Origin of the sequence: Streptomyces sp. NPDC058751 (genome assembly GCF_042746485.1) — a bacterium.
Taxonomy (GTDB): domain Bacteria; phylum Actinomycetota; class Actinomycetes; order Streptomycetales; family Streptomycetaceae; genus Streptomyces.
The window spans coordinates 30815-56361 of sequence record NZ_JBHYPZ010000040.1; the positions used below are offsets into that span (position 1 = coordinate 30815).

The 25547-nt window shown below is 71.0% G+C and carries 22 protein-coding genes and 1 pseudogene; 13 read left to right on the top strand and 10 right to left on the bottom strand.

The features are described from left to right. Positions 1 to 47 precede the first annotated feature (47 nt). Positions 48 to 1578: pseudogene (locus tag ACFW6B_RS30840) on the bottom strand (ISL3 family transposase). A 370-nt stretch (positions 1579 to 1948) separates the two neighbouring features. On the opposite strand from ACFW6B_RS30840, the gene ACFW6B_RS30845 reads away from it, so the two are divergent. The 5 genes from ACFW6B_RS30845 (at position 1949) to ACFW6B_RS30865 (ending at position 6899) form a co-directional block, all read left to right on the top strand. After that, positions 1949 to 2695, top strand: a complete 747-nt coding sequence (locus ACFW6B_RS30845) for an HNH endonuclease (RefSeq protein ID WP_386601108.1) — start codon at positions 1949 to 1951, stop codon at positions 2693 to 2695. A gap of 249 nt (positions 2696 to 2944) precedes the next feature. Continuing rightward, positions 2945 to 3700, top strand: coding sequence for a hypothetical protein (locus ACFW6B_RS30850; RefSeq protein ID WP_386601110.1), 756 nt, complete (start codon positions 2945 to 2947; stop codon positions 3698 to 3700). Beyond that, on the top strand, positions 3676 to 4815 hold the full coding sequence (locus tag ACFW6B_RS30855) for a Fic family protein (protein ID WP_386601112.1): 1140 nt from the start codon (positions 3676 to 3678) through the stop codon (positions 4813 to 4815). The genes ACFW6B_RS30850 and ACFW6B_RS30855 overlap by 25 nt, the downstream gene beginning before the upstream one ends. Before the next feature lie 171 nt (positions 4816 to 4986). After that, positions 4987 to 5583 (top strand): SLATT domain-containing protein, encoded by a 597-nt coding sequence (locus ACFW6B_RS30860; RefSeq protein WP_386601114.1) that lies wholly within the window; start codon positions 4987 to 4989, stop codon positions 5581 to 5583. Beyond that, entirely contained in the window at positions 5580 to 6899 is a 1320-nt protein-coding gene (locus tag ACFW6B_RS30865; RefSeq protein WP_386601116.1) for a nucleotidyltransferase, read from the top strand. Before ACFW6B_RS30860 ends, ACFW6B_RS30865 begins: the two co-directional genes overlap by 4 nt. Before the next feature lie 444 nt (positions 6900 to 7343). On the opposite strand, the gene ACFW6B_RS30870 is transcribed toward ACFW6B_RS30865, so the two are convergent. The 7 genes from ACFW6B_RS30870 to ACFW6B_RS30900 all read right to left on the bottom strand — a co-directional run bounded on the left by ACFW6B_RS30870 (position 7344) and on the right by ACFW6B_RS30900 (position 12670). After that, on the bottom strand, positions 7344 to 7634 hold the full coding sequence (locus ACFW6B_RS30870; RefSeq protein WP_386601119.1) for a hypothetical protein: 291 nt from the start codon (positions 7632 to 7634) through the stop codon (positions 7344 to 7346). 76 nt (positions 7635 to 7710) lie between these two features. Next, positions 7711 to 8304, bottom strand: coding sequence for a transposase (locus tag ACFW6B_RS30875; protein WP_386601221.1), 594 nt, complete (start codon positions 8302 to 8304; stop codon positions 7711 to 7713). 559 nt (positions 8305 to 8863) lie between these two features. Then, on the bottom strand, positions 8864 to 9688 hold the full coding sequence (locus ACFW6B_RS30880; RefSeq protein ID WP_386601121.1) for an amidohydrolase family protein: 825 nt from the start codon (positions 9686 to 9688) through the stop codon (positions 8864 to 8866). Between the two features lie 157 nt (positions 9689 to 9845). After that, the gene (locus ACFW6B_RS30885; protein WP_386601123.1) at positions 9846 to 10661 is read right to left on the bottom strand and encodes an N-formylglutamate amidohydrolase; all 816 of its coding nucleotides are present in this window, start codon (positions 10659 to 10661) and stop codon (positions 9846 to 9848) included. A 151-nt stretch (positions 10662 to 10812) separates the two neighbouring features. Then, the gene (locus tag ACFW6B_RS30890) at positions 10813 to 11265 is read right to left on the bottom strand and encodes a cyclic nucleotide-binding domain-containing protein (protein WP_386601125.1); all 453 of its coding nucleotides are present in this window, start codon (positions 11263 to 11265) and stop codon (positions 10813 to 10815) included. A 153-nt stretch (positions 11266 to 11418) separates the two neighbouring features. After that, positions 11419 to 12219, bottom strand: coding sequence for a VOC family protein (locus ACFW6B_RS30895; protein WP_386601128.1), 801 nt, complete (start codon positions 12217 to 12219; stop codon positions 11419 to 11421). A gap of 190 nt (positions 12220 to 12409) precedes the next feature. Next, positions 12410 to 12670 carry a DUF4177 domain-containing protein gene (locus ACFW6B_RS30900; RefSeq protein WP_386601130.1) on the bottom strand — a complete coding sequence of 87 codons (261 nt, stop codon included), beginning with the start codon at positions 12668 to 12670 and terminating at the stop codon, positions 12410 to 12412. Positions 12671 to 12854: 184 nt separating this feature from the next. On the opposite strand from ACFW6B_RS30900, the gene ACFW6B_RS30905 reads away from it, so the two are divergent. The 4 genes from ACFW6B_RS30905 to ACFW6B_RS30920 all read left to right on the top strand — a co-directional run bounded on the left by ACFW6B_RS30905 (position 12855) and on the right by ACFW6B_RS30920 (position 17197). Then, positions 12855 to 13508, top strand: coding sequence for a DUF6629 family protein (locus ACFW6B_RS30905; RefSeq protein WP_386601132.1), 654 nt, complete (start codon positions 12855 to 12857; stop codon positions 13506 to 13508). Positions 13509 to 13743: 235 nt separating this feature from the next. Continuing rightward, a complete protein-coding gene (locus ACFW6B_RS30910) occupies positions 13744 to 14520 on the top strand; it encodes a L,D-transpeptidase family protein (protein WP_386601134.1) in 777 nt (258 codons plus the stop codon). A 146-nt stretch (positions 14521 to 14666) separates the two neighbouring features. Then, the gene (locus tag ACFW6B_RS30915; protein ID WP_386601136.1) at positions 14667 to 15365 is read left to right on the top strand and encodes a response regulator; all 699 of its coding nucleotides are present in this window, start codon (positions 14667 to 14669) and stop codon (positions 15363 to 15365) included. Beyond that, the gene (locus ACFW6B_RS30920; RefSeq protein WP_386601138.1) at positions 15362 to 17197 is read left to right on the top strand and encodes a sensor histidine kinase; all 1836 of its coding nucleotides are present in this window, start codon (positions 15362 to 15364) and stop codon (positions 17195 to 17197) included. Before ACFW6B_RS30915 ends, ACFW6B_RS30920 begins: the two co-directional genes overlap by 4 nt. Positions 17198 to 17305: 108 nt before the next feature. Here ACFW6B_RS30920 and ACFW6B_RS30925 read toward each other — a convergent pair whose 3' ends face one another. Beyond that, a complete protein-coding gene (locus tag ACFW6B_RS30925) occupies positions 17306 to 19207 on the bottom strand; it encodes an AMP-dependent synthetase/ligase (protein WP_386601140.1) in 1902 nt (633 codons plus the stop codon). 305 nt (positions 19208 to 19512) lie between these two features. Between ACFW6B_RS30925 and sthA the strand changes: the two genes are divergently transcribed. From sthA to ACFW6B_RS30945, 4 genes are all read left to right on the top strand, one after another. Next, positions 19513 to 20916, top strand: coding sequence for a Si-specific NAD(P)(+) transhydrogenase (sthA, locus tag ACFW6B_RS30930; protein ID WP_386601142.1), 1404 nt, complete (start codon positions 19513 to 19515; stop codon positions 20914 to 20916). Positions 20917 to 21190: 274 nt separating this feature from the next. Next, positions 21191 to 22132 (top strand): NADP-dependent oxidoreductase, encoded by a 942-nt coding sequence (locus ACFW6B_RS30935; protein ID WP_386601144.1) that lies wholly within the window; start codon positions 21191 to 21193, stop codon positions 22130 to 22132. A gap of 127 nt (positions 22133 to 22259) precedes the next feature. Then, positions 22260 to 23117, top strand: a complete 858-nt coding sequence (locus ACFW6B_RS30940; protein WP_386601223.1) for an AAA family ATPase — start codon at positions 22260 to 22262, stop codon at positions 23115 to 23117. Beyond that, positions 23114 to 24484 (top strand): VWA domain-containing protein, encoded by a 1371-nt coding sequence (locus ACFW6B_RS30945; RefSeq protein ID WP_386601146.1) that lies wholly within the window; start codon positions 23114 to 23116, stop codon positions 24482 to 24484. Before ACFW6B_RS30940 ends, ACFW6B_RS30945 begins: the two co-directional genes overlap by 4 nt. 30 nt (positions 24485 to 24514) lie before the next feature. Here the strand turns inward: ACFW6B_RS30945 and ACFW6B_RS30950 are convergent, their stop codons facing one another. After that, on the bottom strand, positions 24515 to 25486 hold the full coding sequence (locus ACFW6B_RS30950; protein WP_386601148.1) for an alpha/beta hydrolase: 972 nt from the start codon (positions 25484 to 25486) through the stop codon (positions 24515 to 24517). Positions 25487 to 25547: the final 61 nt, after the last annotated feature.

The window sequence follows — 25547 nt, forward strand, 5'->3', positions numbered from 1 at the left end:
TAAATCTAACGGCCCTGTCTCGTATTCGGTGGTGACGGAGTGTGCCGCTATCCGAGGAGGATGCGGTGGCGGAGGAGGGGGAAGCCTGCTCGTCCGTGCATCTGGCGCGCGATGCGTTTGGTCTTGGTGTTGACGCCCTCGGTGGGGCCGTTGCTGTACGGGAGCGTGAGGGCTGCATCCACGGCCTCGCGGTCTCGTTCCAGACCTCGGGCGAAGGCATGCAGGTGGGGCAGGTCGGCGTTGCGGACTTGGGTGACCCAGCGTGTGAGCGCGTCGGCGTTTTCGGTGTGAGGCGACAGGAGCGGGGCAAAGTCCCTTACCCCTGCGGCCAGTTGGGTCATCTCGGTGCAGGCGGCCGTGAGTTTGGCCAGGAGCTCGTGCTGCTCGGCCTTGAGGTTGTCGGGCCTGGTCAGCAGCATCCGGGCGAGTCTGCGCGGGGAGATGTGGCTTCGGTCGGCGTCTGCACGGCCCTGGTTGATGTACTTGTGCAGGAGGTTGAGGCAGCCGGTGAAGCCGCGAGCCTTGATCTCTTCGAAGAGGTGCTGGACGGGGACGGCGGGGTCCTCGGCACGGCGTTTGCGCAGATGCTCGCGGTAGGGGTCGACGAGGCTCGCGCGGTATTTGGGGACGCGGAGCATGCGCTCGGGCCGGTCGCTCGTGCGTAGCGTTTGACGGTGTTGAGGGCGAGTTGCAGGCGGCGGGCACATTCGAGCAGGCCCACACCCTTCTCGAGCAGGCCGTGCACCTGGTGCCAGCGCTCCAGAGTGGTCCGGGCGCGGGGCCCGTCGTAGATCGGCGCGTCCAGCACTGCGGCCCAGCAGGTGCTGTGTGCCTTCACCTCGCTGAGGGCGGCTTCACACAGGTTGTGCCACAAGTGCCACCGGTCGGCGACCTGCACCGCCTCGGGCAGCGCCCGGCGGATGGCCTCGGCGTATATGGTCGAGCCGTCGCGGCACACGACCTCGACGCCTGGATGCCGGCGCAGCCACGCTTCCAGCGTGCCGGCCGTGCGGTCGGGCAGCACGTCGATCCGCTCATGGGTCTCAGCGTCGATCACCACGGTGGCATAGCTGTGCCGCCGGCGCAGGGCAAAGTCGTCGACACCGATCACACGGGGCACCCGCCCGGCGGGCAACGGGATGCGCAGCAGCGTACGCAAAGCCGTGTGACGTGACAGGCCCACCGCAAGCATCGCCAACAACCGCGCGCCTGCTCGGCCCGCTAACTCTTTGACCACGGCCTTGACCTGTCTGGCCAGGCGGGCCGTACGTCGCTGGTATCGCTCCAGCACCCCGGGCACCTGCTCGCGGAAGGTGTGCCGGCAGCCGAGCGTGGGACACACCAGACGCCGCACCCGCACACGGACCACCACCCGGCGCCCGCAACCGGAACGTCGGCCACCGTCCGCCAGTGATAGCCGTGCACCCGTCCCGACGAGGCACCACATACCGGACAGACCGCAGTCTCCCACGGCGTCCGGGCCCGCACCACGATCCGCTCACCCTCGTCAGCAACATCGTCCATGACGAGCGGGGCCAAGCCCGAAAACACCATCCGCACAAGCCCGTTGACATCCATCACATGACGCTCAACGACCCTCGCAACTCTGCGTCACCACCGAATGCGAGACAGGGCCATTCGCTACACAGACCCGATCTCACAGCCCGCGACCAGTTGCTGCAGAAACTCGGCTGACCTCTCGGCCTGCATCGAAGCGCGTACCAACCGCTTGGCTGTCAGTGGTGGGTGAGAAGCTGCCGTATTGGCTGTCACAGGGGAAGAACGAGGGGGAGAAGTGCGGGGTAGCGACGGGCTGGAGTGGCGGGACCCGCCCCTGTGGCTGAGGGGACGGCAGGCGCGACATCCGGCATCCACGGGCGACCGCCGAGCCCGTGTTCTGGGACGGTTCGGTATGGGCTACAAGCTGGCCAGACAAACTGTCATCGGCATGGGAAAGACCATCGAAGTCGGTCTGACCGCTGCTGAGATAGTCGGCTTGCGCCCGCTTTTCGTCCACCCAGTGATCCCTGACGGGCATCATCGAGTGCTGGGGCTGGGACGGCAATGGTGGGAGGAAGTCGCCCGCTACACAGACCACGGCGCAGGCACGGCGCGCGCTGAGGTGCCCCCGTGGCCGCAGTCGTTCGCCCGAGACAGGATCCGCGAGTGGACCGTACCGCCGCGGGAGCGATACCGCGAGCTGCGACGCCGAGTGGAGGAGCGGGAGGCAGAAGGACGCCACCAAGAACATGCCGTCACCGCTGGCGTACGGCGGGTGCGCGACCGTGAGGCTCGTCAGGCCGTTCTGCTGCGCAGCGAAGGCTTGTGCGAGAACCCGTGGTGCTTCCTGCCCCTGCTTCCCTACCGGACGGCGGCGGGGAGCAGCTTGCTGGAAGTCGACCACATTGACGACCATGCGCTGGGAGGCCGCGATCACCCGAGTGCCATGATCGCTCTGTGTCCCAACTGCCACGCCAACAAGACGCGTGGAACCGACGGCACGGTGCTGCGAGAGAGTCTGAGGGCTGTGGCGAGGGAGTTGGACGCTGCTCAAAACAGCGACGCTGTCCGGGACAAGGGCGCGATGCAGCCACGTAGCGAGGCTGTCCTGGCACAGTGCGCTGCGCTCCTTGCCTCTTTGGACCACGTCGACCGCGACCGGGTCCTCACCTCCCTCACCTCACACTTCGGGTGAAGCGCGGCCTTGCTTCGAGCTTGTGATCCGGGCCGGCCGCTGGCTGTCAGAGGCACGCCTGTACCCGCCTGGCCGCTCTCCAACCTGCGCACTCCATGCGCCTATTGGTACTGGCGCTGCGCGAGGCCTTCTTCAGTCGCTGTGCCTCAGCCCGAGGCAGCCCGGTCCCGTCAGAGCGGTTGCGGGACCGGGCCACCTCTGAAGATTCCGGAGCGGGCAGCGGAAGCCAGGATCTTCAGCCCTCGCGTTTTGTCGGCAACGGTCGACCCCGGGGACTCGGCGCTCGACGATGACCGGGTAGCACGGCTCTTCTGGTACCACACGAGCACGCAGCCGAACTGGCCGAGGCGGGACTTCGATCCGGCGGCCTTCCTGACTTCCGAGACACGCAGGTTGATGGGCGGCGGTGAGCGGGTCGCTGAGTGGGTCGCGCGGCAGTCGGCGAAGGCCCTGCACGTCGGTACGTACGAGGTCGCTGTCCACAACATGCTGCGGCGGAGCCGTGATCAGGCGGACCAGGGCAGCCAGTTCTATCTGTATCGGGTCCGTCTGAAGCCATCCGTCGTGGTGGGGGAGGGGTGGCTCGTCGACCCCGGCAACTTCGTCGGCGGCATGGTGCTCGACGAGGTCTGCCTGCCAGGCGTCGGCGTCGCCCGCTATCTGAACTACCACGAGGATCCGGGAGGGCTCTCGCTCGCGCTGGGGATGGACGCGATCGCCAGCGTTCAGCGGATCGCTGTTCCGCTCTCCGACACCGGGGATGACAGCTGGGTGCGCGATGCCGAGGGGGTCGCGTCGTCGTATGTCGAGGTGGGCGATGGTGTCCGGGTCGGTGATCGGTGGTGGCAGGGGGTGCAGCGGGCGGGCGTCTGCGATGCCTTGGTGGGGCCGGTGGGAGCAGAGCCACTGGCTTCGGCTCGCGGCGCATTGATGACGCGCGCCATCTTGCGGATATGCAACCTTTTTGGTTGCATTATTGCATGCTGTTCCAGACTCCCGCCCTGACCGAGGAGGACGAGCGGGTTCTCGCTGAGATCGAGACCCTGCGCGAAGACCTCCGCCACTTCCTACGGCCCACTGTGCGTTGGACCAAGCAGCTCCGCCGGAACCTCACGGCACGCAATATCGCCGGGTCGAACACGATTGAGGGCTACGCCGCGTCGGTGGACGATGTCGAGGCCCTGATGTCCGGCGAGGATCCTTTGGAGGCCAGCGACGAGACCCGCAGGGAGGTGGAGGGCTATCAGCGGGCTATGACCTACATCCAGGGTCTCTCGGACGCCGAAGAGGGATTCCGCTACGACCTGGGGCTCCTCAACGGTCTCCATTTCATGGTCCAGGAGCATCACCCCGATAAGCGGCCAGGCCGGCTCCGCAAGGGCCCTGTCTACATCACGAGCCCCGATGACCCCATGGTCATGGACTACACGGGGCCCGACTACGAGACGGTCCCCGGACTCATGGCGGAGCTGGTCGCGTGGCTGAACGAGGGCGACCTCGACTCGCCCGTGCACGTTCGCGCTTCCATGGCCCACCTGAACCTCGTGAAGATCCACCCATGGGCCGACGGCAACGGCCGAACATCCCGGGCCTTGTCGACGCTGGTGTTCTCGCGGGAGGCGCTGATGCCTTCGGAGTTCTCCTCGATCGAGGAATGGCTCGGGCGCGGCCAGAACACCTACCGCTACTACGACATGCTCAAAGTTGTCGGCGGCGAGATGTGGAGCCCTCAACGTGACGCCGGGCCGTGGATCAGATTCTGTCTCGGCGCCCACCACATGCAGGCGCAGACGGCGAAGCGGCGCATCGAGTTCTTCCGCGACGCCTGGCTCCTGCTCGTCGATCAGGTGGAGACATCCGGCCTTGACGAGCGCATGGCCTTCGCCCTGATGCCCGCCCTCGCCGGAGGAAAGGTGCGCCGGACGATGTACCAGCGGGACGCTGACCTGAGCTCGGACACGGCGATGCGCGACATGAAGGCCATGGTGCGCACGGGATGGCTACTCTCGCATGGGCAGGCCCGCGGACGCTTCTACACCGCTGGCCCCGCCATGGACCCGGTGAAGGCAAAGATGAAGACGATCACTAAGGCGCTGCGCAATCCGTACAGCACCCGCTGACCGCCGCGGCCCCGTCTCCCGGAGAGGACTGCAGGGCGGGCCGGATCGAGCGCGGCCTGAACGGGAGGTAGCTCAAGTCGGTTGGAGTGTCAGTGGTCGCCGCCATACTCAGAAGATGTGCGACTGACTTTCAGGCGCATGTCCAGGAGTCCTCGACCGAGTAGGAGCGAATTGACACCCGAGAACGACGCGGTGCCTGACCGCGACCCGTATCTGCTGGCGCAGATGCGAGAGGCCTTCGGGCGCGTGGTCTACAGCCACAAGACCCATGAGAAGCAGGCGGACATCTGCTTCACCAAGCACCGGTGGCAGCAGGGCGTCCTCATTGCTCTCACCGCGATCAGCTCGGGCACCTTCCTTGCAGCGGTGGTCGGCCTGCTCGGCAACGCAGTGCTGACGAGCCTCGCGACCTCTTCTATCGCGCTCCTGGTCACCTGGATGAGCCTTGGGACGAAAACCTTCAAGTTCGAGGAGGAGTCCGAGGCCCACCGCGGCATCGCCTCCCGGCTGTGGGACGTCCGAGAGTCCTACATCTCCCTCATCGCCGACCTGATGTCCGGCACAGTCTCCAACGCGGAGGGCCGAGAGCGACGGGACGAGCTGCAGCAGGCCGCGCGCGACGCCTACGCCGACGCGCCCAGGACGAGCAGCAGGGCGTTCGCGCGCGCCCAGGGCGGGCTACAGAACAACGAGGAGATGACGTTCACCTCGCGCGAGATCGACCTCTTCCTCCCGGAGGCGCTCCGGCTCGACGAAGGCGAGGCATGACGATGAAGACCTCAGAGATCTTCGAAACACTTCTCAAGAACCTGAAGGTCGGGGAGACGGCCACGACGGTCGCCTCACGGCGCGACGAGATCACGAAGGCGCTCAACAAGGACTTCCGCGACAAGGACAGCTGTACCGACTACAAGCTGATGGTCGGATCGTTCGGCCGGCACACCGCGATCAAGGGCGTGTCCGACCTCGACATGATCTTCATCCTCCCGCCCGGGATCCGGTCACGCTACGACGGGGGCACCGGCCCGCGGAGGATTCTCGAGAGAGTCCGCGACGACCTCAAGGCGCGGTACAAGAACACCGAGATCCGCGTCGACCAGTGCGTCGTCCGAGTGCGGTTCACGTCCAACGCCTTCAAGTTCGAGGTCCAGCCGGCATTCGAGAACACCGACGGCAGCTTCGACTACCCGGACACGAAGGCTCAGGGCTGGAAGGTCACCAAGCCGCGCGAGGAGATCGCCGCGACCAAGGAGTGCAACGACCGCACCTCGACGAACATGCGCCACCTCGCCCGGATGGCACGGGCATGGAAGAACGCGAACGGCGTAAACATTGGCGGCCTGCTCATCGACACCCTCGTCTACAACTTCTTCGACCAGACCGACGACTACGACGCGGCGGGTACAGGCTCGTTCGGCCTCATGGCCCGCGACTTCTTCGAATTCCTCAAAGATCAACCAGAGCAGGAGTACTACCTGGCGCTGGGCAGCCGGCAGCGGGTTCACGTCAAGGCGCAGTTCCAGCCGAAGGCGAAGAAGGCGTACAACCGGTGCCTCGAGGCGATCGCGGACGAAGGCAAGACGTCCGCGAACAAGAAGTGGCGCGAGGTCTTCGGCACGTCGGTGCCGCTGGCGAAGAGCGCGAGCGAGTCGTCCCGGTCGTTCAGGGACACCGAGGAATTCATCGAGGACCAGTTCCCGGTCGACGTGTCCGAGACCGTGTCCATCGACTGCGAGGTCACGCAGTCCGGATGGCGTCCCACCTGGCTCCGCACGATGCGTCGCGGCGGGATCCTGCTCAAGGCCGACAAGAGCTTGAGGTTCGTCGTCACCAGCTGCTCGGTCGGGGAGCCCTACACATTCAAGTGGAAGGTACTCAATCGTGGTCCGGAAGCCGAGCGGCGGGACATGATCCGCGGTCAGATCGTCGACTCGAGGAAGCGGGGAGTCCGCATCGAGCGCTCGGACTTCAAGGGCGAGCACGTCGTCGAGTGCTACGTCGTCAAGGACGGCGTCGTCGTGGCTCGGGACCGGATCGACGTGCCGGTCAGCAACACGAGCGTAAAGACGGCGAACGTCTTGTAGGGGAGGGGCCCTCGGAGCGCGACGAGGCCCCGCCGAATCTGCCGGGGTCTCGTCGTATCTGGCGCATCCGCCCGTGGGGTTACCGGTAGTTCGTTAAATTCGGCGGTAGAGGTCAATGCCGTGGCCGGTGGTGACCGCGTCGATCAGGGCCTGGAGCTCGGAGGGTGGGTCTGTGTCCGTCCATGCCTGCCACCATCGGCTGAGGGCGACGGCTGGGGTGAGCCAGGAACGGATGGCGCGTAATGCCTTGGGCAACAGGGCTGTTGGGGTCGGTGGGACAAGGCCGGTCCCCCTCTCTGGCCCCTCGTCGGGGCACGGGTCCGGCGCGGTGGCATCCAGGGGTCCGGGTGGGGCGAACCACTGGTCCCAGCCGAAGGAGAAAGCGCAGTTGACCAGGGTCTGGTGGCGGCGGATGGCGCGGGCGGAGCGGACCTGGAAGTCGGCTCAGCCGAGTTCGTCCTTGACCTGCTTGTAGCTCTGCCCGATCCACGGCCGCAGTCCGTAGAGACGGACGACCTCGGCGAGATCGGCCGGCGGGTGGGGGCCGGTGGTGGCATGGGGTGCGTCGAGGTGGGGCAGGTTGGTGGCCAGGTACCAGGTGGCCTTCTCCGGCAGGCTGGCTGGGTCGGTGGTGGCCACGACCAGTCGGCAGGGTGAGTCAGGGCCGTAGCCGCCCAGCCGGGCATCGGCGGCCCACCAGATCTCGCTGTGCCCGTCGCGGAAGTGACGCTCCACGGGCGTCCAGTCGCCCGGATGCTTGGCGTCCTTCCAGGTTAGAGCGTGGGCGGCCTCGATGGGAGTGTGCGGCCGGTCAGCCGGGGCTCAGGTGCCGCGGTGCGGCTTGAGCGCGACCACGTAGGCCAGGCCGGCCTCGCGCAGTGCGAGGTACCAGGTGTCGCTGACTCAAGTAGGCGCAGTCGGCGACCACCGCCCGGCAGCCGAAGCCCGCCTTCTTGCCGCGGGCCGCGAGGGCGGCGGCCAGCTGCGGTTTCGTACGGAAGGCCGGATCGGTACGACCCCGGGCGAAGTGGTGGGCGGGGGTGTAGGGGGGCAGCGGGTAGTAGACGCGGCCGTCGGTCCACACCGTGGTCACGGTGACGATGCCGTTGTCGGTCTTGCCCAGCCGGCCCAGCCACTGCCGGCCCACGTGCGCGGTCGCGGTGCCGTCCTTGCGGTCCCCGGAATCATCGATCACGATCACCCCGCCGCCGTGCGGAGCCGTCGCGGGTTCCTCGCGCAGCAGTTCAAGCCGCCGGTCGTTGACCAGGTCGGCCTCCCAGGGTGACTCGGACAGGAAGAACTGCAGCCGCTGCACCCCCGGCATTCCCGCACCTGTCACCGGCTCCGCCCCGGCCAGGCAGGTGATCGTCTTGTTCCGGTCCCGCGGCGCCAGCAGCCCGGTCAGGTACTCGCGAAACCCCCCGCCGCTGGGCCAGGCTGAAAAAGAGGTCGTCGAACCGGGCCGCGTAGTCCTCCAACGGTCCCGGTGCGGGCGGGCACGGACGGCGAGCGGTCATCTTCAGCCCCCAGCAAGACAGTTGACTCCTCCCACCGGCCTACGACCAACCCGAACCGCCGTCAACCCACGCCACCGCCGGATTTAACGAACTACCGGTAACCGAATGGGCGTCTGATCCCTGCTGCGGCGCGGGTGGATGGCCAACACCGCCTTCACCGACCCCGGCCACCTCACCCGCACCCTCCGCCGAGGACTCGCCCACATCCAGTGACACCCGGAACGCATCGACGGTCAGAATGACGGTCCGCGCCGGACTGGCGGCCTGGGTCATACCTCTCCCACCCCGAGCAGGTCAGTTGTGTTCCGGCCGGGCGGACACCGGGGCGCCGCGGGGCGGATACAGAGCCAATCGTATGTACGATCGGTCACCTTTGCTCGGGAACGGGCTCCCCGCGGGGCGGCTCCTGCGCCTTCCCGGGGCCGGACGCGGGCCGGGCTCCGGTGTTCACGGACGATCGGGCAGGCGGAAGACGCGCCGCGCGTTGCCGGACAGGAACAGCGCGGTGGTCTCCTCGTCCAGGCCCAGCTCGTCGAGGTGTTCCAGGGCCCGACTCGGTTCGATCATGGGGTAGTTGGAGCCGAACAGGACCTTCCGCCGCCCCCGGCCGCGCAGGTACGCGACCAGCTCCGGGGGATAGCGGCGGGCGGTGTAGGCGCTGGTGTCGATGTACACGTTCGCGTGCTTGTCGGCGACCGCGATCATCTCCGTGGTCCACGGGTAGCCGATGTGGCCGCAGACGATGGTCAGTTCGGGGAAGTCGAGCGCGACCTGGTCGATGTACGGGATGGGCCGGCCGGTCTCGGAGGGGCGCAGCGGTCCGGTGTGCCCGACCTGGGTGCAGAACGGGACGCCGAGTTCGACGCAGGCGGTGTACAGCGGGTAGTAGAGCCGGTCGGTGGGCGGCAGTTGCCACAGCCACGGAATGATCCGCAGGGCCACGAAGTCCAGCTCCTCGACGGCCCGCCGCAGTTCGCGCACCGCGGCGACGGGGCGGGTGAGGTCGGCGCCCGCGACCCCGCGCAGCCGCCCGTCGGACCGTGCCGTGAATCCGGCGACCTCGTCGTTGGTGATCAGGGCGCCCCCGGGCCCGTACCAGGCCGAGGCCAGGCCGGTGTCCACGTCGGCCTTCGCCAGCGCGGCCAGGGTGACCTCGACCGGAAGCTCCTCCTCCAGCGTCCTCGTGCCGGTCCAGCGGCGCAGGGACTCGAACATCTCGTGGTTGGAGTGGCGGAGAGTGGGGTGCTGCATCCACGCGTCGACGACCGGCATGCTCCTGTGCCCTCCCTGAGGCGGTGGCTGAGCGCTTGCTCACCGCCGACCTTAGGGCGCCCCACGCCCCCTGGCCACCCGTCGGCCGGGCGCTCCCCGGCCGCCGTCCGGCACCCGGCGCTCCCGGCCGTCCGCCAGGGGCGCGGCACCGCCCCGGTCACCCGCCCACGGCGTCCACGAGCGTGGTCAGGGCCGTGACGAGGCGTTCGAAGCCGGGGCCCGTCGGACCTCCCGGCTCCCTCATGTACGTGTCCCGCCGGATCTCCACCATCAGCGCCGTGACCGCCGGCTCCCGCTCGTAGTGCCGCAGGGGGACGTACGCGCCGGAGAACGGGCTGTCGATCCCCACTCCGCCGAGCCCGGCGAACGCCTTCTCCGCGAGCGCGACCAGCTCCGGCGGCGTGTGGAAGGAGTCGGTCCCCAGGCACACCGGCGGCCGGGGCCCGTCGCCGTGCAGTTCGTAGGGCAGCCGGGCCGTCGGATACGAGTGGACGTCGATGATCACGGCCCGCCCGGTGGCGGCCAGCCGGTCGGTCACCGCGGCCGTCATCGCCCGCGCGTAGGAGTGGAAGTAGCGGTCGACCAGCGGCCGGGGGTCGGTGTCCGCGGGCCGCAGCGGCGCCCGGTGCGTCGTGCGCGTGTAGACCGCGCCCATCCCGACCGCGAGCATCTCCTCCCGCTCGTCCGGGAAACGCTCGGGATCGACGACCAGCCGGGACAGCCGGTTGACGAACCGCCACGGCGTCAGCCCGGCCGCCTCGGCCGCGGCCGCAGCCAGTTCGGCGGTGTGCGCGTCGGTGATGTGGTCCAACTCCTCCTCCAGCGCCGCGTCGTCGAGGACGATGCCCCCGCGGACCGGTGCCGGGATCTCCCGGGAGGAGTGCGGCACGTGCAGGATCACGGGTGAGTGGACCGCTCCCGGCAGGAGCGCGAAGGAGTCCGGACCGTCCGGGGGACTGAGGATGTCGTTCATGAGAGATCACTGTGGCAGCAGGGTCTGACAACGGGCGGGACCGGTCACCTCACCACGTGCGGCAGGTCGCGCCGTGCACACGGCCGCGCGGTGGCACCGTGCACACGGCCGCGCGGCCCGCACGCCGCCACGCCGTGCGCACGGCCCGCGTTCAGCCACCGCCCCCGCGGCGCGCGTAGTGCTCGATGAGCGCCGCCCGGGTCGTCTCGAGACGGTGGGCCAGGATCGCGCCGATGGTCCGCGTCAGCGACAGCTCCAGCGTCGGGTCCTGGTCGCACAGCCTCCGCACCTCGGAGGCGTCGAACTCGTAGGCGCGCACCGGACTGAAGGCCTCGGCGCCGAAGTCCCAGGTGTGCGGGCGGAACAGCCACGACCAGCCGAGCAGGTCGCCGGGCCCGAGCTGGGCGACGGTGATCCGCCGGTCGGCGATGACCCGCTGGTACAGCGAGACCGTTCCGGAGCGGATCACCCAGAAGCGGTCGGCGGTGCCTCCCTCCTCGAAGATCGGCCCGTCCGCGGGAAAGGACACCTCGCGGGCCACGCCCATCAGCCGATCACGGTGTTCGGGGGAGAGCGCGTGCAGGAGCCGGAGAGCAGTGGGCATCGCGGACCTCCATCGGGCCGCCGCACGGCCCGATGGGGGCTGCGGCGCCTTGTAGTACCGGTGGTATCCATTGGAGCCCGAACGGCGTGTTCCGGCGCGTCGTGGGCCGGCCGGGTCCGCCGTGGGGCCGTCGTGAGCGCGTGGCCGGGCGGGTCAGCCCGGGGTCCGGGACGTCACCGAGAAGCGAGCCCCGTCGGGGTCGATGATGAGGGCCTCCACCGAGCCGATGCCCTGCTGGTGCGCGGCGCCGCCGTTGGCACGCGCCGCGCGGACGCAGGCCTCCACGTCCTCGACCGTGAAGTGGATCTGCCAGTGCGGCCGCAGGCTCGGGTCGGGGGCGGCGCCCAGCGCGCCGGAGTGGATCCGGGCCACCACGTCGCCGAAGCTGCGCAGGACGACCTCGTTCTCCTCGTAGTCGACCTCGCAGCAGCCCGGGTCCGAGGTCGCCCACTTCAGCACCTCGCCGTAGAAGATGGCGGCGTCGAAGGCGTCCCGGGTGTGCAGGCGGATGAAGGAGGGGGCCGCGTTGCGCCAGCGCTCCCAGCCGGACACCAGGTCGCCCTCCCAGATCCCGAAGACCGCGCCGTCCCGGTCGGCCAGCAGCGCGGCCCGGCCCGGCGGCAGCGAGATCGGCCCCACCGCGGTCGTGCCGCCGCGCTCCTGGCTGCGTGCGACGGTCTCGTCCGCGGAGGCCACGGCGAAGAACGCGGTCCAGGCGACCGCCGTCCTCGCCACGAAGTCGACCTTGGCGACCCCGGCGACCGGAACCCCGGCGACACTGGCGACGCGGTACTGCTCGCCCATCCGGCTGGGGGCCCACCTCCAGCCCAGGACCGCGCTGTAGAAGTCCTGGGCGACCTTCATGTCGCGGGTGGTGAGACTGACCCAGCACGGCGCGCCGAAGACCGCCTTGCTGGTGACGACACCGGTGGGGAGTGTTCCGTCGCTCTTCATCGCCGCCCGTTCTGACGCGATCGGCCGACAGCGGTCTCACGGGTGCGGGGCCCGGGGGCCCGGACATGAGTTCAGACGTGGGGGGCCCTCCTTGCCGGAAGGCCTCCGACGGCTTCAGCAGCACCTGCGGATCCGCTGTCCCATCACCAACAGCCTCTCCCACTTCGGCGCCGCGCGCACCACGCCGACGTCAGAGGCGCGGCCGCTCCAGGGTGAGGAGCAGGCCCTCCACGGCGCCGGGACCTATGCGGCCCTTGACGTCCGCGGCCGTGATCGCCTTGAGCGCCCACCCGTCCTCGGCATGCTTGTTCAGGACCTTTTCCAGCTTGTCGCTGTCCAGGGCATCACCGATCAACGATTCGCGGAACGTGACGACCTTGTATTCGAAGGTGTGCGGGGTGCTCATGGTGGTGAAGCTCTCCTGGCTGTCGGACGGTACGGCAGGGCCCACCCAATCACTCTTCGCGGCTGCGGCACAGGGACGAACCGGACCTGGGGCGCACCTTTGTTGAAACTTCATGAAGTGCCGTTCGGGGGAGGTGTCCTGACGGTCGGCCGGACGAAGGAGTCCGGCCGGGGCGTCGTAGCGTGGACGCGGTGCGACCGGAAGCTGTGAGGCGGATTCAGGGGGCGCGATGTGCTGGAGTGCGACGGCCGATCTGGTGGCCGGTACGGGGATCGCCGCGGTCGGGGCGGTCTGTGTGGTCCGGACGCGGCGCGGGAAGGACCTTCCGCTGGCCGCGCTGCCGTTGCTGCTCGGCGTCCACCAGATCGTCGAGGCCCGGGTCTGGGACACCGGCGGCGGTACGGGGCCCGCCACCGTGGCCTGGGCCGTGATCGCCCTTCCGCTGCTGGCCCTGTGGGTGCCGGCGGGCGTGCTGTGCACGGTTCCGCGCGGCACCGGCCGCCGTCTGCTGCTCCCGCTCGCGGCCGGTGCCGTGACCGCGGCCGTGCTCGCGCACGCCATGACCGTCCGTCCCGTCAGGGCCGAGGTCCGCGGCCACACCATGGGCTATGTCGTCGACCTGCCCCGGCCGGAACTGGTCATCGCGGGCTACCTCTTCGCCACCGTCGGCGCGCTGCTGCTCTCCGGCGACCGGGGGCTGGTCCTGCTCGGCTTCCTGACCGGGGCGGGCGCGGTGGTCTGCTGGTCCCTGTGGGAGCTGGAGTTCGTCTCCACGTGGTGCGCGTGCGCCGCGGTCGTCTCGGTGACCCTGCTCGGCTGGGTGAACTCGCGGCGGGCCGTCACCCCGCACTCCGCCGGAACGGGCGCGTCACGCGTGGGGTGACGGGCCGCGCGGGACCCGGGCGGTCCACCGCTCCGCCGGGGCACCGGTGGTCCGTGCCGTCCACCACTCCGCCGGAGCACCGGTGGTCCGTGCCGTCCCGGGCGTGGTGCGCCCGTTCCGGCGGAGTGCGGCGCCCCGGGTGCGGTGCGGCACCGGTGATCCTCCGTATCCCGGGTACGCGGCGAACCGTGGACGACCTGACGAGTTCCTCATATGTGTCGGCCAGGGTCGATACATGATCGACTCCGTACACCGTGTCCGGGCGGCGCTCGTCGCCGCCTCCGTCCTGCTCGCCGGCTGCGGCGCCGGCACCGCCGGGAAGCCCGGCCCCGGAGCCGGCGGCGAGCCGGCACAGGCGCCCGCGGCGGCCGCCTCGCGCGCGGCGGCACCGGGGCACACGCCGGCCGCCCCGCGCACGACGCCGTCCGGACGGCTGCCCGGACTCGGCCCCGAGGCCCTGGCCGCGATCCCGTCGCGGACCCGTCAGGCCGTCGTGGTGACCGGCCGTGGCAGGAACTCCTCACGGTCCACCGTGGTGCTGTACGAGCGCACGGAGGCGGGCTGGCGGGCCGGTCCGAGCCGGCCCGCGCGCAACGCCCTCAAGGGCTGGACCGACCACCACCGCGCCGGTGACCTGCGTTCTCCCACGGGCGTCTTCACCCTGACCGACGCCGGCGGCCTGCTGCCCGACCCCGGCACCCGGCTCCCGTACGACCGCTCCAGCGCGTTCACCTCACCCGGCACGGGCTTCGAGGGCGAGTCGTTGGCCGGCTCCTTCGACTACGTGGTCGCCATCGACTACAACCGCAGGCCCGGCACCACACCCCTGGACTGGACCCGGCCGCTGGGCGCGGGCCGCGGCGGGGGCATCTGGCTGCACGTGGACCACGGAGGCCCCACGCACGGATGCGTCGCCCTGCGTGAGGACGACCTGGTGGAGCTCATGCGCACCCTGGACCCCGCCCTGCACCCCGTGGTGGTCATGGGGGACGCCGCGTTCCTGGCACGCTGACACCACCGGGAGGTGCGGGGCCGCCCCGTGGTTCCACGGGCCCGCCGGACCCCGGAGTGTCCCGGGAGGTTGTCAGGAAGGTGTCAGGGTGTGGGAAGCCCCTCTCACCGGCCGCCGCGGGGCCGGCAGCCCCTACGATCGGCCGTGTGTGCGCATACGTGCTGGTCGCGGAGGACGACGAGAAGCAGGCCGAGCTGATACGCCGCTCGCTGCTGGGCGAGGGGCACACGGCGGCCGTGGTCCACGACGGCGCGGCCGCGCTCGACGAGGTGAGGCGGCACCGGCCCGACCTCGTCGTCCTGGACCTGATGCTCCCGGTCGTCGACGGCTTCGGCGTGTGCCGGGTGCTGCGGGAGGACGGCGACGTCCCCGTCCTGATGCTGACCGCCCGCTCCACCGAGGACGACGTCCTGCTCGGCCTGGAGCTCGGCGCGGACGACTACATGACCAAGCCGTACAGTCCGCGCGAGCTGATGGCCCGCATCCGCACGGTGCTCCGGCGCAGCGGACGGCCCGAGGGCGGACGGCGGCCCGATCCGGTCGTCAGGGCGGGCGGGATCGAGGTGGACCCGCGGCGGCACACGGTCTCCTGCGACGGTTCGCCCGTGGACTGCACCCCGGGCGAGTACGAGATCCTGCTCGCGATGGCCGCCGAGCCCGAACGGGTCTTCTCCCGGCGGCAGTTGCTGCACCACACCCGGGGCATCGACCGGGCCTCGACCGAGCGGGCCATCGACGTGCACATCATGAACCTGCGCAAGAAGATCGAGGCGGACCCGCGCAGACCGACGCGGCTCGTGACCGTGTTCGGCGTCGGGTACAAGCTGAGGGGCGACAGGGCGTGAGCCGTGCCGTGCCCCTGCGCAAGAGCCTGCTGGTGAGGCTCCTGATCACGTCCGTGCTCATCGCCCTGTGCTCGGTCGCCGCCACCGCCTGGCTCGCGGTGCAGACCACCACCCGGGCCATCCAGGAGGAGCAGGGCCAGGTGCTCGCCGAGGACATGGACATCCTGCGACGGCTCAGCGGATACGCGGCCACCCACGCCGACTGGTCCGGGGTCTCCGGGACACTGCGGACGATCTCGCGGCAGACCGGCCGGCGCATCGCCCTGACCGCGGGCGACCGCACCCCCTTCGCCGACTCCGCGGCCCGCGGGACCTCCCTCCCGCCCCGGGCCGCCGCCACCGTCGACCCGCTGCGCACCGACACCTCCACGGAACCCGGAGCGCAGCTCACCGGTGTCGACCCGCGTGCCGTGGGACCGTACCGGCTGACCACGGACGAGCGCCTGAAGGTGGCCAAGCTGGCCACCGTGCGCCAACTCTGCTTCTCCCGCAACGGGATTCACACCCGCACGGAGCGGATGCCCAGCGGCAGGACCGTGTTGAAGCACGTGGACGGGACGGCCGACCCCGGCTACGTGCCCGCCGAGTGCGCCGACGGCATGCTCAACACCCCCACCAGGACCGAACAGAAGGCCCTGGACGAGCTGTCGGGGCTCACCCGGACCTGCCTTGACCGGCACGAGGTGGACCTCGACCGCTTCGTGACGCTGCCGCTGGAGGCCGCGAGCGGGTCCGCCCCCGTCCCCTACCTGACGGGAAAGAGACTCGCCGGCCAGGACGGACCCGTGGCCCGTACGGCGAACGCCTGCGTCGCCGGGGCCCGGCGCGCCCAGCTCGACCCCTACGTCGCCCCGGCCGCCGAACTCTTCCTCGGCACGGGGGACAGGCCCGTACCCCGCTTCGACATGTCGGCGGCCAACAAGGCCAAGGTGTTCGGGGTCGCCGGACTCGTCCTCGCCCTCACGGTAGCCGTGACCGCGCTGGTCGCCACCCGGCTGGTGCGCCCCCTGCGCGCGCTGACCCAGGCCGCGCAGCAGCCGCCGGAGCGGCACGTGCGCGTGCCCGTCACCACCCGGGACGAGACGGGCATCCTGGCCCTCGCCTTCAACGAACTGACCGAGCGCCGCGAGCGGATGGAGGTCCAGCGCAAGGCGATGGTCAGCGACATCGCCCACGAACTGCGCACACCGCTCACCAACATCCGCGGCTGGCTGGAGGTGGCCCGCGACGGCCTCGTGGACCCCGACCCGGAACTGCTCGCCTCCCTGCACGAGGAGGCCGTGGTCCTGCAGCGCGTCATCGACGACCTGCAGGACCTCGCGGCCGCCGACGCGGGCACGCTGCGACTGCACCACGAGGAGGTGCGCGCCGACGAGCTCCTCGAACAGGTCGCCGCGGCGCACCGGGTCGGCGCGGAGGCCGCCGGCGTCCGGCTGGTGACCGGGGCGGCCGGTACGCCGTGGCTGGACGCGGACCCCGTACGGATGCGGCAGGCGCTCGGCAACCTGGTGTCCAACGCGATCCGGCACACCCCGTCGGGCGGCACGGTCACCCTGTCCGCGCACCACGAGGGGGACGAGGTCGTGTTCGGGGTGGCCGACACCGGCGGCGGTATCGCTCCCGAGGATCTGGCCAGTGTCTTCGACCGGTTCTGGCGGGCGGAGAAGTCCCGCAGCCGGCGTACCGGCGGCAGTGGTCTGGGCCTCGCCATCGTCCGTCAACTGGTCGCCGCCCACGCCGGATCCGTCCTCGTCACCAGTGAGGTCGGCGTCGGCTCGGTCTTCACCCTGAGGCTGCCCCGCACCCGGACCCCGGCCGCCGGCCCCGGCTGAGGAACGGCGGGTCCTCCGGCCGGACCGCCGGGAGTCCGGTGCCGGGGAGTCCCGTCACACGGCGCCGGTCGCCGGAACGCCTTGCCGGTCGCCGGAACGCCTTGCCGGTCACCGGAACACGTTGTCGGAGTCGTCCAGGATCGACGGGTCGCCGATCATCGCCTCCCGGGAAAACCGCGGCGACGTCTGGTACATCGCCTCGATCTCGGCCGCGTACCGCTCGGCGATCGCGTCCCGGCGCAGCTTCAGCGACGGTGTCAGCAGACCGTTGGACAGGTCGAAGGGTTCCGGGAGGACACGGAAGACCCGGATGGACTCGGAGCGGGACACGGTGGAGTTGGCGGCCGCGACCGCGCGCCTGACCTCCTCGCGCAGCTCGTTCTCCTCGCGCGCGCCGCGGGCGGGCGTCTCGCCCTTGGCCCGGGCGGCGCGCCAGTGCGTCACGAACTCCGGGTCCAGGGTGATGAGGGCGCCCACGCAGGGCCTGTTGTCGCCCACGACGGCCGCCTGGTGGATGAGCGGATGGACCCGCAGCCGTTCCTCCAGGGCCGCGGGGGCGACGCTCTTGCCCCCGCTGGTGATGATGATGTCCTTCTTGCGCCCGGTGATGGTCAGATAGCCGTCGGAGTCGACCCGGCCGAGGTCCCCGGTCGCCAGCCAGCCCCCGCGGAACGAGGCCGCGGTCGCCGCGGCGTCGTTGATGTAGCCCTGGAACACGGAGGGCCCCCACACGAGGATCTCGCCGTCGTCGGACACCTGGATCTCCGTGCCCGGCAGGGGGCGTCCCACCGTGCCGAACTTCTCCCGGCCGACCGGCTGGGCGGTGATTCCCCCGCTGGTCTCGGTGAGCCCGTACCCGTCGTGGACGAAGATGCCGATCCCCGCGAAGAACAGGGCCAGTTCACGGTTCAGCGGGGAGCCGCCCGACACCGCCCCGCACACCCGGCCGCCCAGCGCCGCGCGCAGCTTCCTGTACACCGTCTTCTCGTAGAGGGAGTGCTGGAGCCGCAGGTCGAAACCGGGGCCCGGTCCCGTGCCCAGCCGCTGCTGCTCCTCGGCGAGGGCGAAGTCCTGCGCCGTGCGCACGGCCCGCTCGAACAGCACACCGCGGCCCGCCCGTTGGGACGCCCGCACGAAGTTCTTGTAGATCCTCTCGAACACGGACGGGACGGCGTACAGATAGGTCGGCCGGAACGAGAGCATGGCCTCGGAGAGGGTCTCCTCCCGCAGGTCCGGCTCGTGGCCCATGAGGATGCCGCCGCGCAGGCAGATCCCCTGGACCATCAGCCCGTAGGCGTGCGAGAAGGGCAGGAAGGCGAGCACGGCGGGCTGGGTGTCCGGCGGAGCCGCCGTCTGCCTCCAGCCTTCGAGCAGGGTGTCGCAGGGGCTCGCGAGACTGCGGTGCGTCAGGGCGCAGCCCATGGGCTGTCCCGTCGTGCCGGAGGTGTACGCCACGACCGCGGTGGAGTCGGCCAGGACGATCCGGCGCAGCGAGTCCACCGCGGTCGGGGGTATCGTCCGGCCGCGCTCCACGAGCTGGGCCATCGCCCCGGCGTCCAACTGCCAGACGTGGCGCAGGAACGGGAGCGTGGCGCACGCCGAGCCGACCGTCATGATGCCCTGCTCGTCCTCGACCACCACGCCCACGCAGCGCGCGTCGTGCAGGATCCACGCGACCTGTTCGTGCGACGACGTGGGGTAGACCGGAACGATCTCGGCGCCCACGGACCACAGGGCGTAGCTGAGCACCGTCCACTCGTACCGGGTGCGCGCCATGATGGCCACCCGGTCGCCCGGCCGGATGCCGGAACGGACGAACCCCCGTGCCACGTCGACCACTTCGTCCCACAGCTCGGCCGCCGTCACCTGGATCCAGCCGCCGGAGCGGTCCTCGGCGCGGCGCGCGAGCTGCGGCAGATCGGGGGTGTTGAGCGCCGTTTCGTGCAGGCTGTCGGCAAGTCCCCCCTGGGTGGGCGCAGTCGGCGGTGCGGAAAGGTGGGACTGATGCATTCGCCGCTCCGGAATTCTCCTCGACGCGACCTCACCCCCGGAGGCGCCGATGCCAAGGATTACCGAATGTAGCCCACTCGGGCGCGTTCCGTGTCCAAATCCGGTACGCGTTCGCCCGCCGCTGACTCCTCGTCCGCCGACGGGCCTTCGCCTCCCGCAGGGACGCCGTGGGCCCGCCGCCCGGACACGGTCCGGACGCGGTCGCGGCGGCGGCGCACCGCGTACCGGCGCTTCGTCCGTCACCCGCGCGACCGATCCCCCGTCCGCCCTTCCGGGAAGCGGCCGCGGGCTGACAGACTCCGCGGGTGCGCGACTTCGACATGCTCGTCATCGGATCCGGCCCGGGTGGACAGAAAGCCGCCATCGCGGCGGCGAAGCTCGGCCGCCGGGTCGCCGTCATCGACCGCCCCGACATGGTCGGCGGGGTCTCCATCCACACCGGGACCATCCCCTCCAAGACGCTGCGCGAGGCGGTCCTGTACCTCAGCGGCATCGGCCAGCGGGACCTGTACGGCCAGAGCTACCGCCTGAAGGAGGACATCACCGTCGCCGATCTGACCGCACGCACGCAGCACGTGGTCAGGCGCGAGGTGGACGTCATCCGCAGCCAGCTCTCCCGCAACCACGTGTCCCTGTTCTCCGGGGTCGGCCGCTTCGTGGACGACCACACGGTCGCCCTGACCGAGGCGAACGGCAACGAGAAGCGGCTGAGCGCCGACCACGTCGTCATCGCCACGGGCACGCGTCCCGCGCGTCCCGGCACCGTCGAGTTCGACGGGCGGACGATCATGGACTCGGACGACGTCCTGAGCCTGGAGCAGGTGCCGCGCTCCATGGTCATCGTCGGCGCGGGGGTGATCGGCATGGAGTACGCCTCCATGTTCGCCGCGCTCGGCTCCAAGATCACGGTCGTGGAGAAGCGGGCCGGGATGCTCGACTTCTGTGACGTCGAGGTGATCGAGTCGCTGAAGTACCACCTGCGGGACCTCGCCGTCACCTTCCGGTTCGGCGAGACCGTCGCCGCCGTCGAGCGCCATCCCAAGGGCACGCTCACGGTCCTGGAGAGCGGCAAGAAGATACCCGCCGACGCGGTCATGTACTCGGCGGGACGGCAGGGCCTCACCGACGAACTCGACCTCGGCAGGGCGGGGCTGTCCGCCGACCCGCGCGGCCGGATCACCGTCGACGAGCACTACCGCACCGAGGTGCCGCACATCTACGCCGTCGGTGACGTCATCGGCTTCCCGGCGCTCGCGGCCACCTCGATGGAACAGGGCCGTACGGCGGCGTACCACGCGTGCGGCGAGCCGGTGAACCGGATGTCCGACCAGCAGCCGATCGGCATCTACACCATCCCGGAGATCAGCTTCATCGGGCGCACCGAGGACCAGCTCACCGAGGACCGCGTCCCGTTCGAGGTGGGCATCTCCCGCTACCGCGAACTGGCCCGGGGGCAGATCATCGGCGACTCGCACGGCATGCTGAAGCTGCTGGTCTCGCCCGAGGACCGCAAGCTCCTCGGCGTCCACTGCTTCGGCACCGGCGCGACGGAACTCATCCACATCGGCCAGTCCGTCATGGGCTGCGGGGGAACGGTCGACTATCTGGTCGACGCCGTCTTCAACTACCCGACCCTCGCCGAGTCCTACAAGGTCGCCGCGCTGGACGCGACCAACAAGATCCGTCAGATCGACCGCCTCAGGGACTGACCGCCGTACGGGACTTCGCGAAGGTACTGCGCGACAGGGTCCGGGCATGGCACCGTGGAACACGGGTCCGGCCCGTCGCTCCCCCCGTGGTGACGGGTCGGACCTCTTTCACGGGCCGTCGCGAGCCGGAGACCCGCACGGCGGCGCGGGCCCGGCAGGAAAGCCGCCGGTGCCGGAACTATCGTGAGAACGGCCGGTCCGTGCCGGAGCCCGAGGACCCGATGGGGACCGACTCGACGGCGGCCTCGGTGCCGTCCCGACGAGGAGGAACCGGATGAACGGCACGATGCGCGCGGTACGCGGTCATCGGCGGGGCGGACCGGAGGAGCTGGTCTGCGAGGGCGCGCCGAAACCGGTCCCCGGTCACGGCGACGTGCTGGTGGAGGTGCGGGCGGCGTCGGTCACCGCGGGGGAGCTCGACTGGGACGCGACCTGGACCGACGGCCTCGACGGCGGCGGCCCGCGCCTGCCGGCCGTGCCGTCCAAGGAGGTCTCCGGGGTCGTGGCCGAGCTCGGCCACGGCGTCACGGACCTCAGGACCGGCCAGGCGGTCTACGGCCTGATCCCCTTCACCCGGGACGGAGCGGCCGCGGAGTACGTGACCGTTCCCGCGGCGGTGCTCGCCGCGAAGCCGGGTTCGCTCGACCACGAGCGGACGGCCGCGCTGCCGCTGGCGGGCCTCACCGCGTGGCAGGGACTGGTCGACCACGCCGGCGTCGTGCCGGGACAGCGCGTGCTGGTGCACGGCGGCGCGGGCGGCGTGGGCTCGCTCGCCGTCCAGATCGCGGACGCGCTGGGGGCCGGGGTGACGGCCACCGCCTCGGCCCGGGACGCGGACTTCGTGCGGGGTCTGGGCGCGGACACGGTGATCGACCACGCCGGACGGCGCTTCGAGGACGAGGTGGAGGACGTGGACGTCGTCCTCGACACCGTCGGAGGGGACACCCTGGCCCGTTCCTGGCAGGTCCTGCGTCCCGGCGGGGTCCTGGTCGGTGTCGCCGAGCCGCCCACGGCGCCGGAGGGGGCGGACGTCCGCGCGGTGTTCTTCGTGGTCGAGCCGGACCGGGCCGGTCTGGAGGAGCTGACGGCACTCGTCGAGGCGGGCCGGCTGGTCCCGCAGGTCGACCGGATCCTTCCGCTGGAGGACACCCCGAGCGCCTACGCGGCCCTCGAACGCGAGCACCGCCGCGGCAAGATCGTACTGCGGGTCTCCTAGCCCGGCTTCGCCCCGCAGTGGAGCCGTGGGACTGGAGGGGAGTGGGGGCCGTCACACGTGACAGCGAGGGTGAACAAGCGCTTAGATAGTGAGCCCGACTCGTTCGCGCGTGCTGGAGGCCCCGTTGCTGTTCACATCCGTCGACGACGTCTCCGCACGCCTCGCCGACGCGGGCTATCTGGCCTCACCCGCCGTCGCCACCACGGTCTTCCTGGCCGACCGGCTCGGCAAGCCCCTGCTGGTGGAGGGCCCCGCGGGCGTGGGCAAGACCGAACTGGCCAAGGCCGTCGCCCGGGTCGCCGGAGCCCGGCTCGTCCGTCTCCAGTGCTACGAGGGCGTCGACGAGGCACGGGCGTTGTACGAGTGGAACCACGCCAAGCAACTCCTGCGCATCACCGCGGGCCGTGACGAGACGTGGGACGAGACGCGCACGGACATCTTCTCGGAGGAGTTCCTGCTGCCGCGCCCGCTGCTGACCGCCATCCGAGGCGACGACCGGAAGGTCCTGCTGATCGACGAGACCGACAAGGCCGACATCGAGGTCGAGGGCCTGCTCCTCGAAGTGCTCAGCGACTTCCAGGTCACCGTCCCCGAACTGGGCACGATCACGGCCACCAGCCGCCCCTTCGTGGTGCTCACCTCGAACGCGAGCCGCGAACTGTCCGAGGCGCTGCGCCGCCGCTGCCTCTTCCTCCACATCGGCTTCCCCGACGAGGAGTTGGAGCGCCGGATCGTCCGGCTGAAGGTGCCGGGGCTCGACGCGGCACTCACCGAGTCCGTCGTGCGGGTCGTCGGCGCGCTGCGGGAGATGGACCTGCGGAAGGCCCCCTCCGTCGCCGAGACCGTCGACTGGGCCCGCACCCTGCTCGCCCTGGGAGCCGACACCCTCGACGAGAACGTCGTACGCGACAGCCTCGGCGTGATCCTCAAGCACCAGGACGACGTACTGAAGGCGGCGGCCAAGCTCGACCTGGGCGCCGTGTGAACGCCGGCGCGCCGCCGGACGGTGTCACGGACCGGCTGACCGGACTCGTCGGCGCCCTGCGCTCGCACGGCGTGCGGATCGGTACCGGCGAGACCGTGGACGCCGCGCACGCGGTGGCCGCGCTGGGCTTCGCCGACCGCGACCTGCTGCGCGAGGGACTGGCCGCCACCCTCCTCCACGACCCGGGACAGCGCCGGGTGTTCGACCCCGTCTTCGACGTGTACTTCCCGCGCCGCGTCGGAGCACCGGACGGCGCGGCTCCCGCCGACCGGGACGACCTGAGGGAGCGCCTCGCGGCCGCCCTGGCCGCCGACGACCAGGCCCTCATGGGGCAGTTGGCGATCGAGGCCGTCGATGGTTTCGGCGGCTACGGAGGCGCCACGGCGACGGACGGCTGGTCCTCGTACCAGACGCTCGACCGGCTGCGGCCGCAGACCCTGCTGGCCCGCGTGCGGGACACCGTCCGCGCGCGGGGCGGCGCCGCGGGGTTCACCGACCGGCTCCTCGAGGACGAGATCCGCCGACGCATCGAGGTCTTCCGGACGCAGGTCGCGACGGAGGCGCGGCGCAGGATCGCCGAGCGCCGCGACCGCGACGAGATCGCCCGGCGGGCGGTGGCCCCGACCGCCGACCGCGTCGACTTCCTGTTCGCCGGCCGGGACCGGCTCGCCGAACTGCGCAGGGCCGTACAGCCGTTGGCCCGCAAACTGGCCACCCGTCTCGCCGCGCGCCGCCGCCGTGCGCACCGCGGCACCGTCGACCTGCGGCGCACCCTGCGCGGATCGCTGTCCACGGGCGGGGTGCCCGTACGGCCCGTGCTGCGCAGACGCCGTCCCGTGCGGCCCGAACTGGTGCTGCTGTGCGACGTGTCGGGATCCGTGTCGGGATTCTCGGACTTCACCATGTTGCTGGTGCAGGCGCTCCACGACCAGTTCAGCAAGGTGCGGGTGTTCGCCTTCGTCAACCGGGTCGACGAGGTGACCGGTCTGATCGGATCCGGCACCGCCGACCCCGAGGGGCTGAGCGCCCGGATCCGCGCGGAGGCGGAGATCACCGGCTGGCACGGGAGCAGCGACTACGGCGTGGCCTTCGGGGAGTTCACCGAGCGCTACACCGGTGCGGTCGGCTCCCGGACGACCGTCTTCGTGCTCGGCGACGCCCGTACGAACATGAGCGATCCCAACCTGCCCGCCGTCCGGCGGCTCGCCCGGCAGGCCCGCCGTCTCTACTGGCTGAACCCCGAGGGGCGCTCGCAGTGGGGCACGGGCGACTCGGCCGCCCTCGCCTACGCCGAGGTCGTGGACATGCACGAGTGCCGCAACGTCCAGCAGCTCAGCGCGCTCGTCGGCCGGCTCCTGCCCATCTGAACGGCCCTCGGTACGAGGGGAGTCGCCGGGTCACCGGGCCAGGAGCCGGCGCAGCCAGGCGAGTCGGGCGGCACGGGCGGTCCGGGAGAGCGTGGTGTGCGGGGCGAACGCGTCGAAGCCGTGGAAACCGCCGGGCCACACGTGCAGTTCGGCCACCCCGCCCGCCCGCCAGATCCGCGACGCGTAGTCGACGACCTCGTCCCGGAAGGTCTCCGCGGAGCCGACGTCGAGGAAGGCGGGGGGCAGCCCGGACAGGTCCGAGGCCCGCGCCGGGGCCGCGTAGGCGGGCACGTCCGGTCCGCCGCGCGCCTCGCCCAGCACGGCGGTCCAGGCGGTCTCGTTGGCCGTGCGGTCCCAGGCGCCGACGCCCGCCATCTGGTGCGCGGACGGAGTGTCGTTGCGGTCGTCGAGCATCGGATACATCAGGACCTGCCCGAGCGGCCGCGGCCCTCCGCGGTCCCGGGCGAGCAGGGCGAGCGCGGCGGTGAGTCCGCCGCCCGCGCTGGCGCCCGCGATCACGATCCGCTCCGGATCGCCGCCCAGCTCCCCGGCGTGCCCGGCGGTCCACAGCAGACCGGCGTAGACGTCCTCCACACCGGCCGGATACGGGTGCTCGGGTGCCAGCCGGTACTCCACGGACACCACGACCGCGTCCAGTTCCCTCGCCCATTCCAGGACGACTTCCACCCCGGCCCGGTTGCTGCCGAGGACCATGCCGCCGCCGTGGGAGTGGTAGATCACCGGGCGCGGTCCGTGCTCGGGCGGCGCCACTGGCCCGACGACGAGCAGCGGGACGTCGGGAGCGCCCGGCGGCCCCGGCACCGTCAGGTCCGTGGTCGTGAAGGCGCCGCCGTCGGTGAGGTCGTACGCGGGCACGGCGGGCTCCGGCACCGCGCGCAGGGCGGCGATGTCCGCCAGGCTCGGCCCGGACGGCGCGGACGGTCCGGCCGCCGCGAGGGCGGCCCCCAGCTCGGGGTCGAACGGTGGGGGTACCAACAGCATGACGTCTCCTCGCGCCGGGTCCGGCGGCTCCTGATCCCATGATCGGGTGCCGTGCTCCCGG

Coding starts and splice junctions, on each gene's coding strand:
- ACFW6B_RS30845 (WP_386601108.1), top strand. CDS start 1,949: ATGGGAAAGACCATCGAAGTCGGTCTGACCGCTGCTGAGATAGTCGGC.
- ACFW6B_RS30855 (WP_386601112.1), top strand. CDS start 3,676: ATGCTGTTCCAGACTCCCGCCCTGACCGAGGAGGACGAGCGGGTTCTC.
- ACFW6B_RS30865 (WP_386601116.1), top strand. CDS start 5,580: ATGACGATGAAGACCTCAGAGATCTTCGAAACACTTCTCAAGAACCTG.
- ACFW6B_RS30880 (WP_386601121.1), bottom strand. CDS start 9,688: ATGCCGGTCGTCGACGCGTGGATGCAGCACCCCACTCTCCGCCACTCC.
- ACFW6B_RS30885 (WP_386601123.1), bottom strand. CDS start 10,661: ATGAACGACATCCTCAGTCCCCCGGACGGTCCGGACTCCTTCGCGCTC.
- ACFW6B_RS30890 (WP_386601125.1), bottom strand. CDS start 11,265: ATGCCCACTGCTCTCCGGCTCCTGCACGCGCTCTCCCCCGAACACCGT.
- ACFW6B_RS30895 (WP_386601128.1), bottom strand. CDS start 12,219: ATGAAGAGCGACGGAACACTCCCCACCGGTGTCGTCACCAGCAAGGCG.
- ACFW6B_RS30905 (WP_386601132.1), top strand. CDS start 12,855: ATGTGCTGGAGTGCGACGGCCGATCTGGTGGCCGGTACGGGGATCGCC.
- ACFW6B_RS30910 (WP_386601134.1), top strand. CDS start 13,744: ATGATCGACTCCGTACACCGTGTCCGGGCGGCGCTCGTCGCCGCCTCC.
- ACFW6B_RS30925 (WP_386601140.1), bottom strand. CDS start 19,207: ATGCATCAGTCCCACCTTTCCGCACCGCCGACTGCGCCCACCCAGGGG.
- ACFW6B_RS30935 (WP_386601144.1), top strand. CDS start 21,191: ATGAACGGCACGATGCGCGCGGTACGCGGTCATCGGCGGGGCGGACCG.
- ACFW6B_RS30950 (WP_386601148.1), bottom strand. CDS start 25,486: ATGCTGTTGGTACCCCCACCGTTCGACCCCGAGCTGGGGGCCGCCCTC.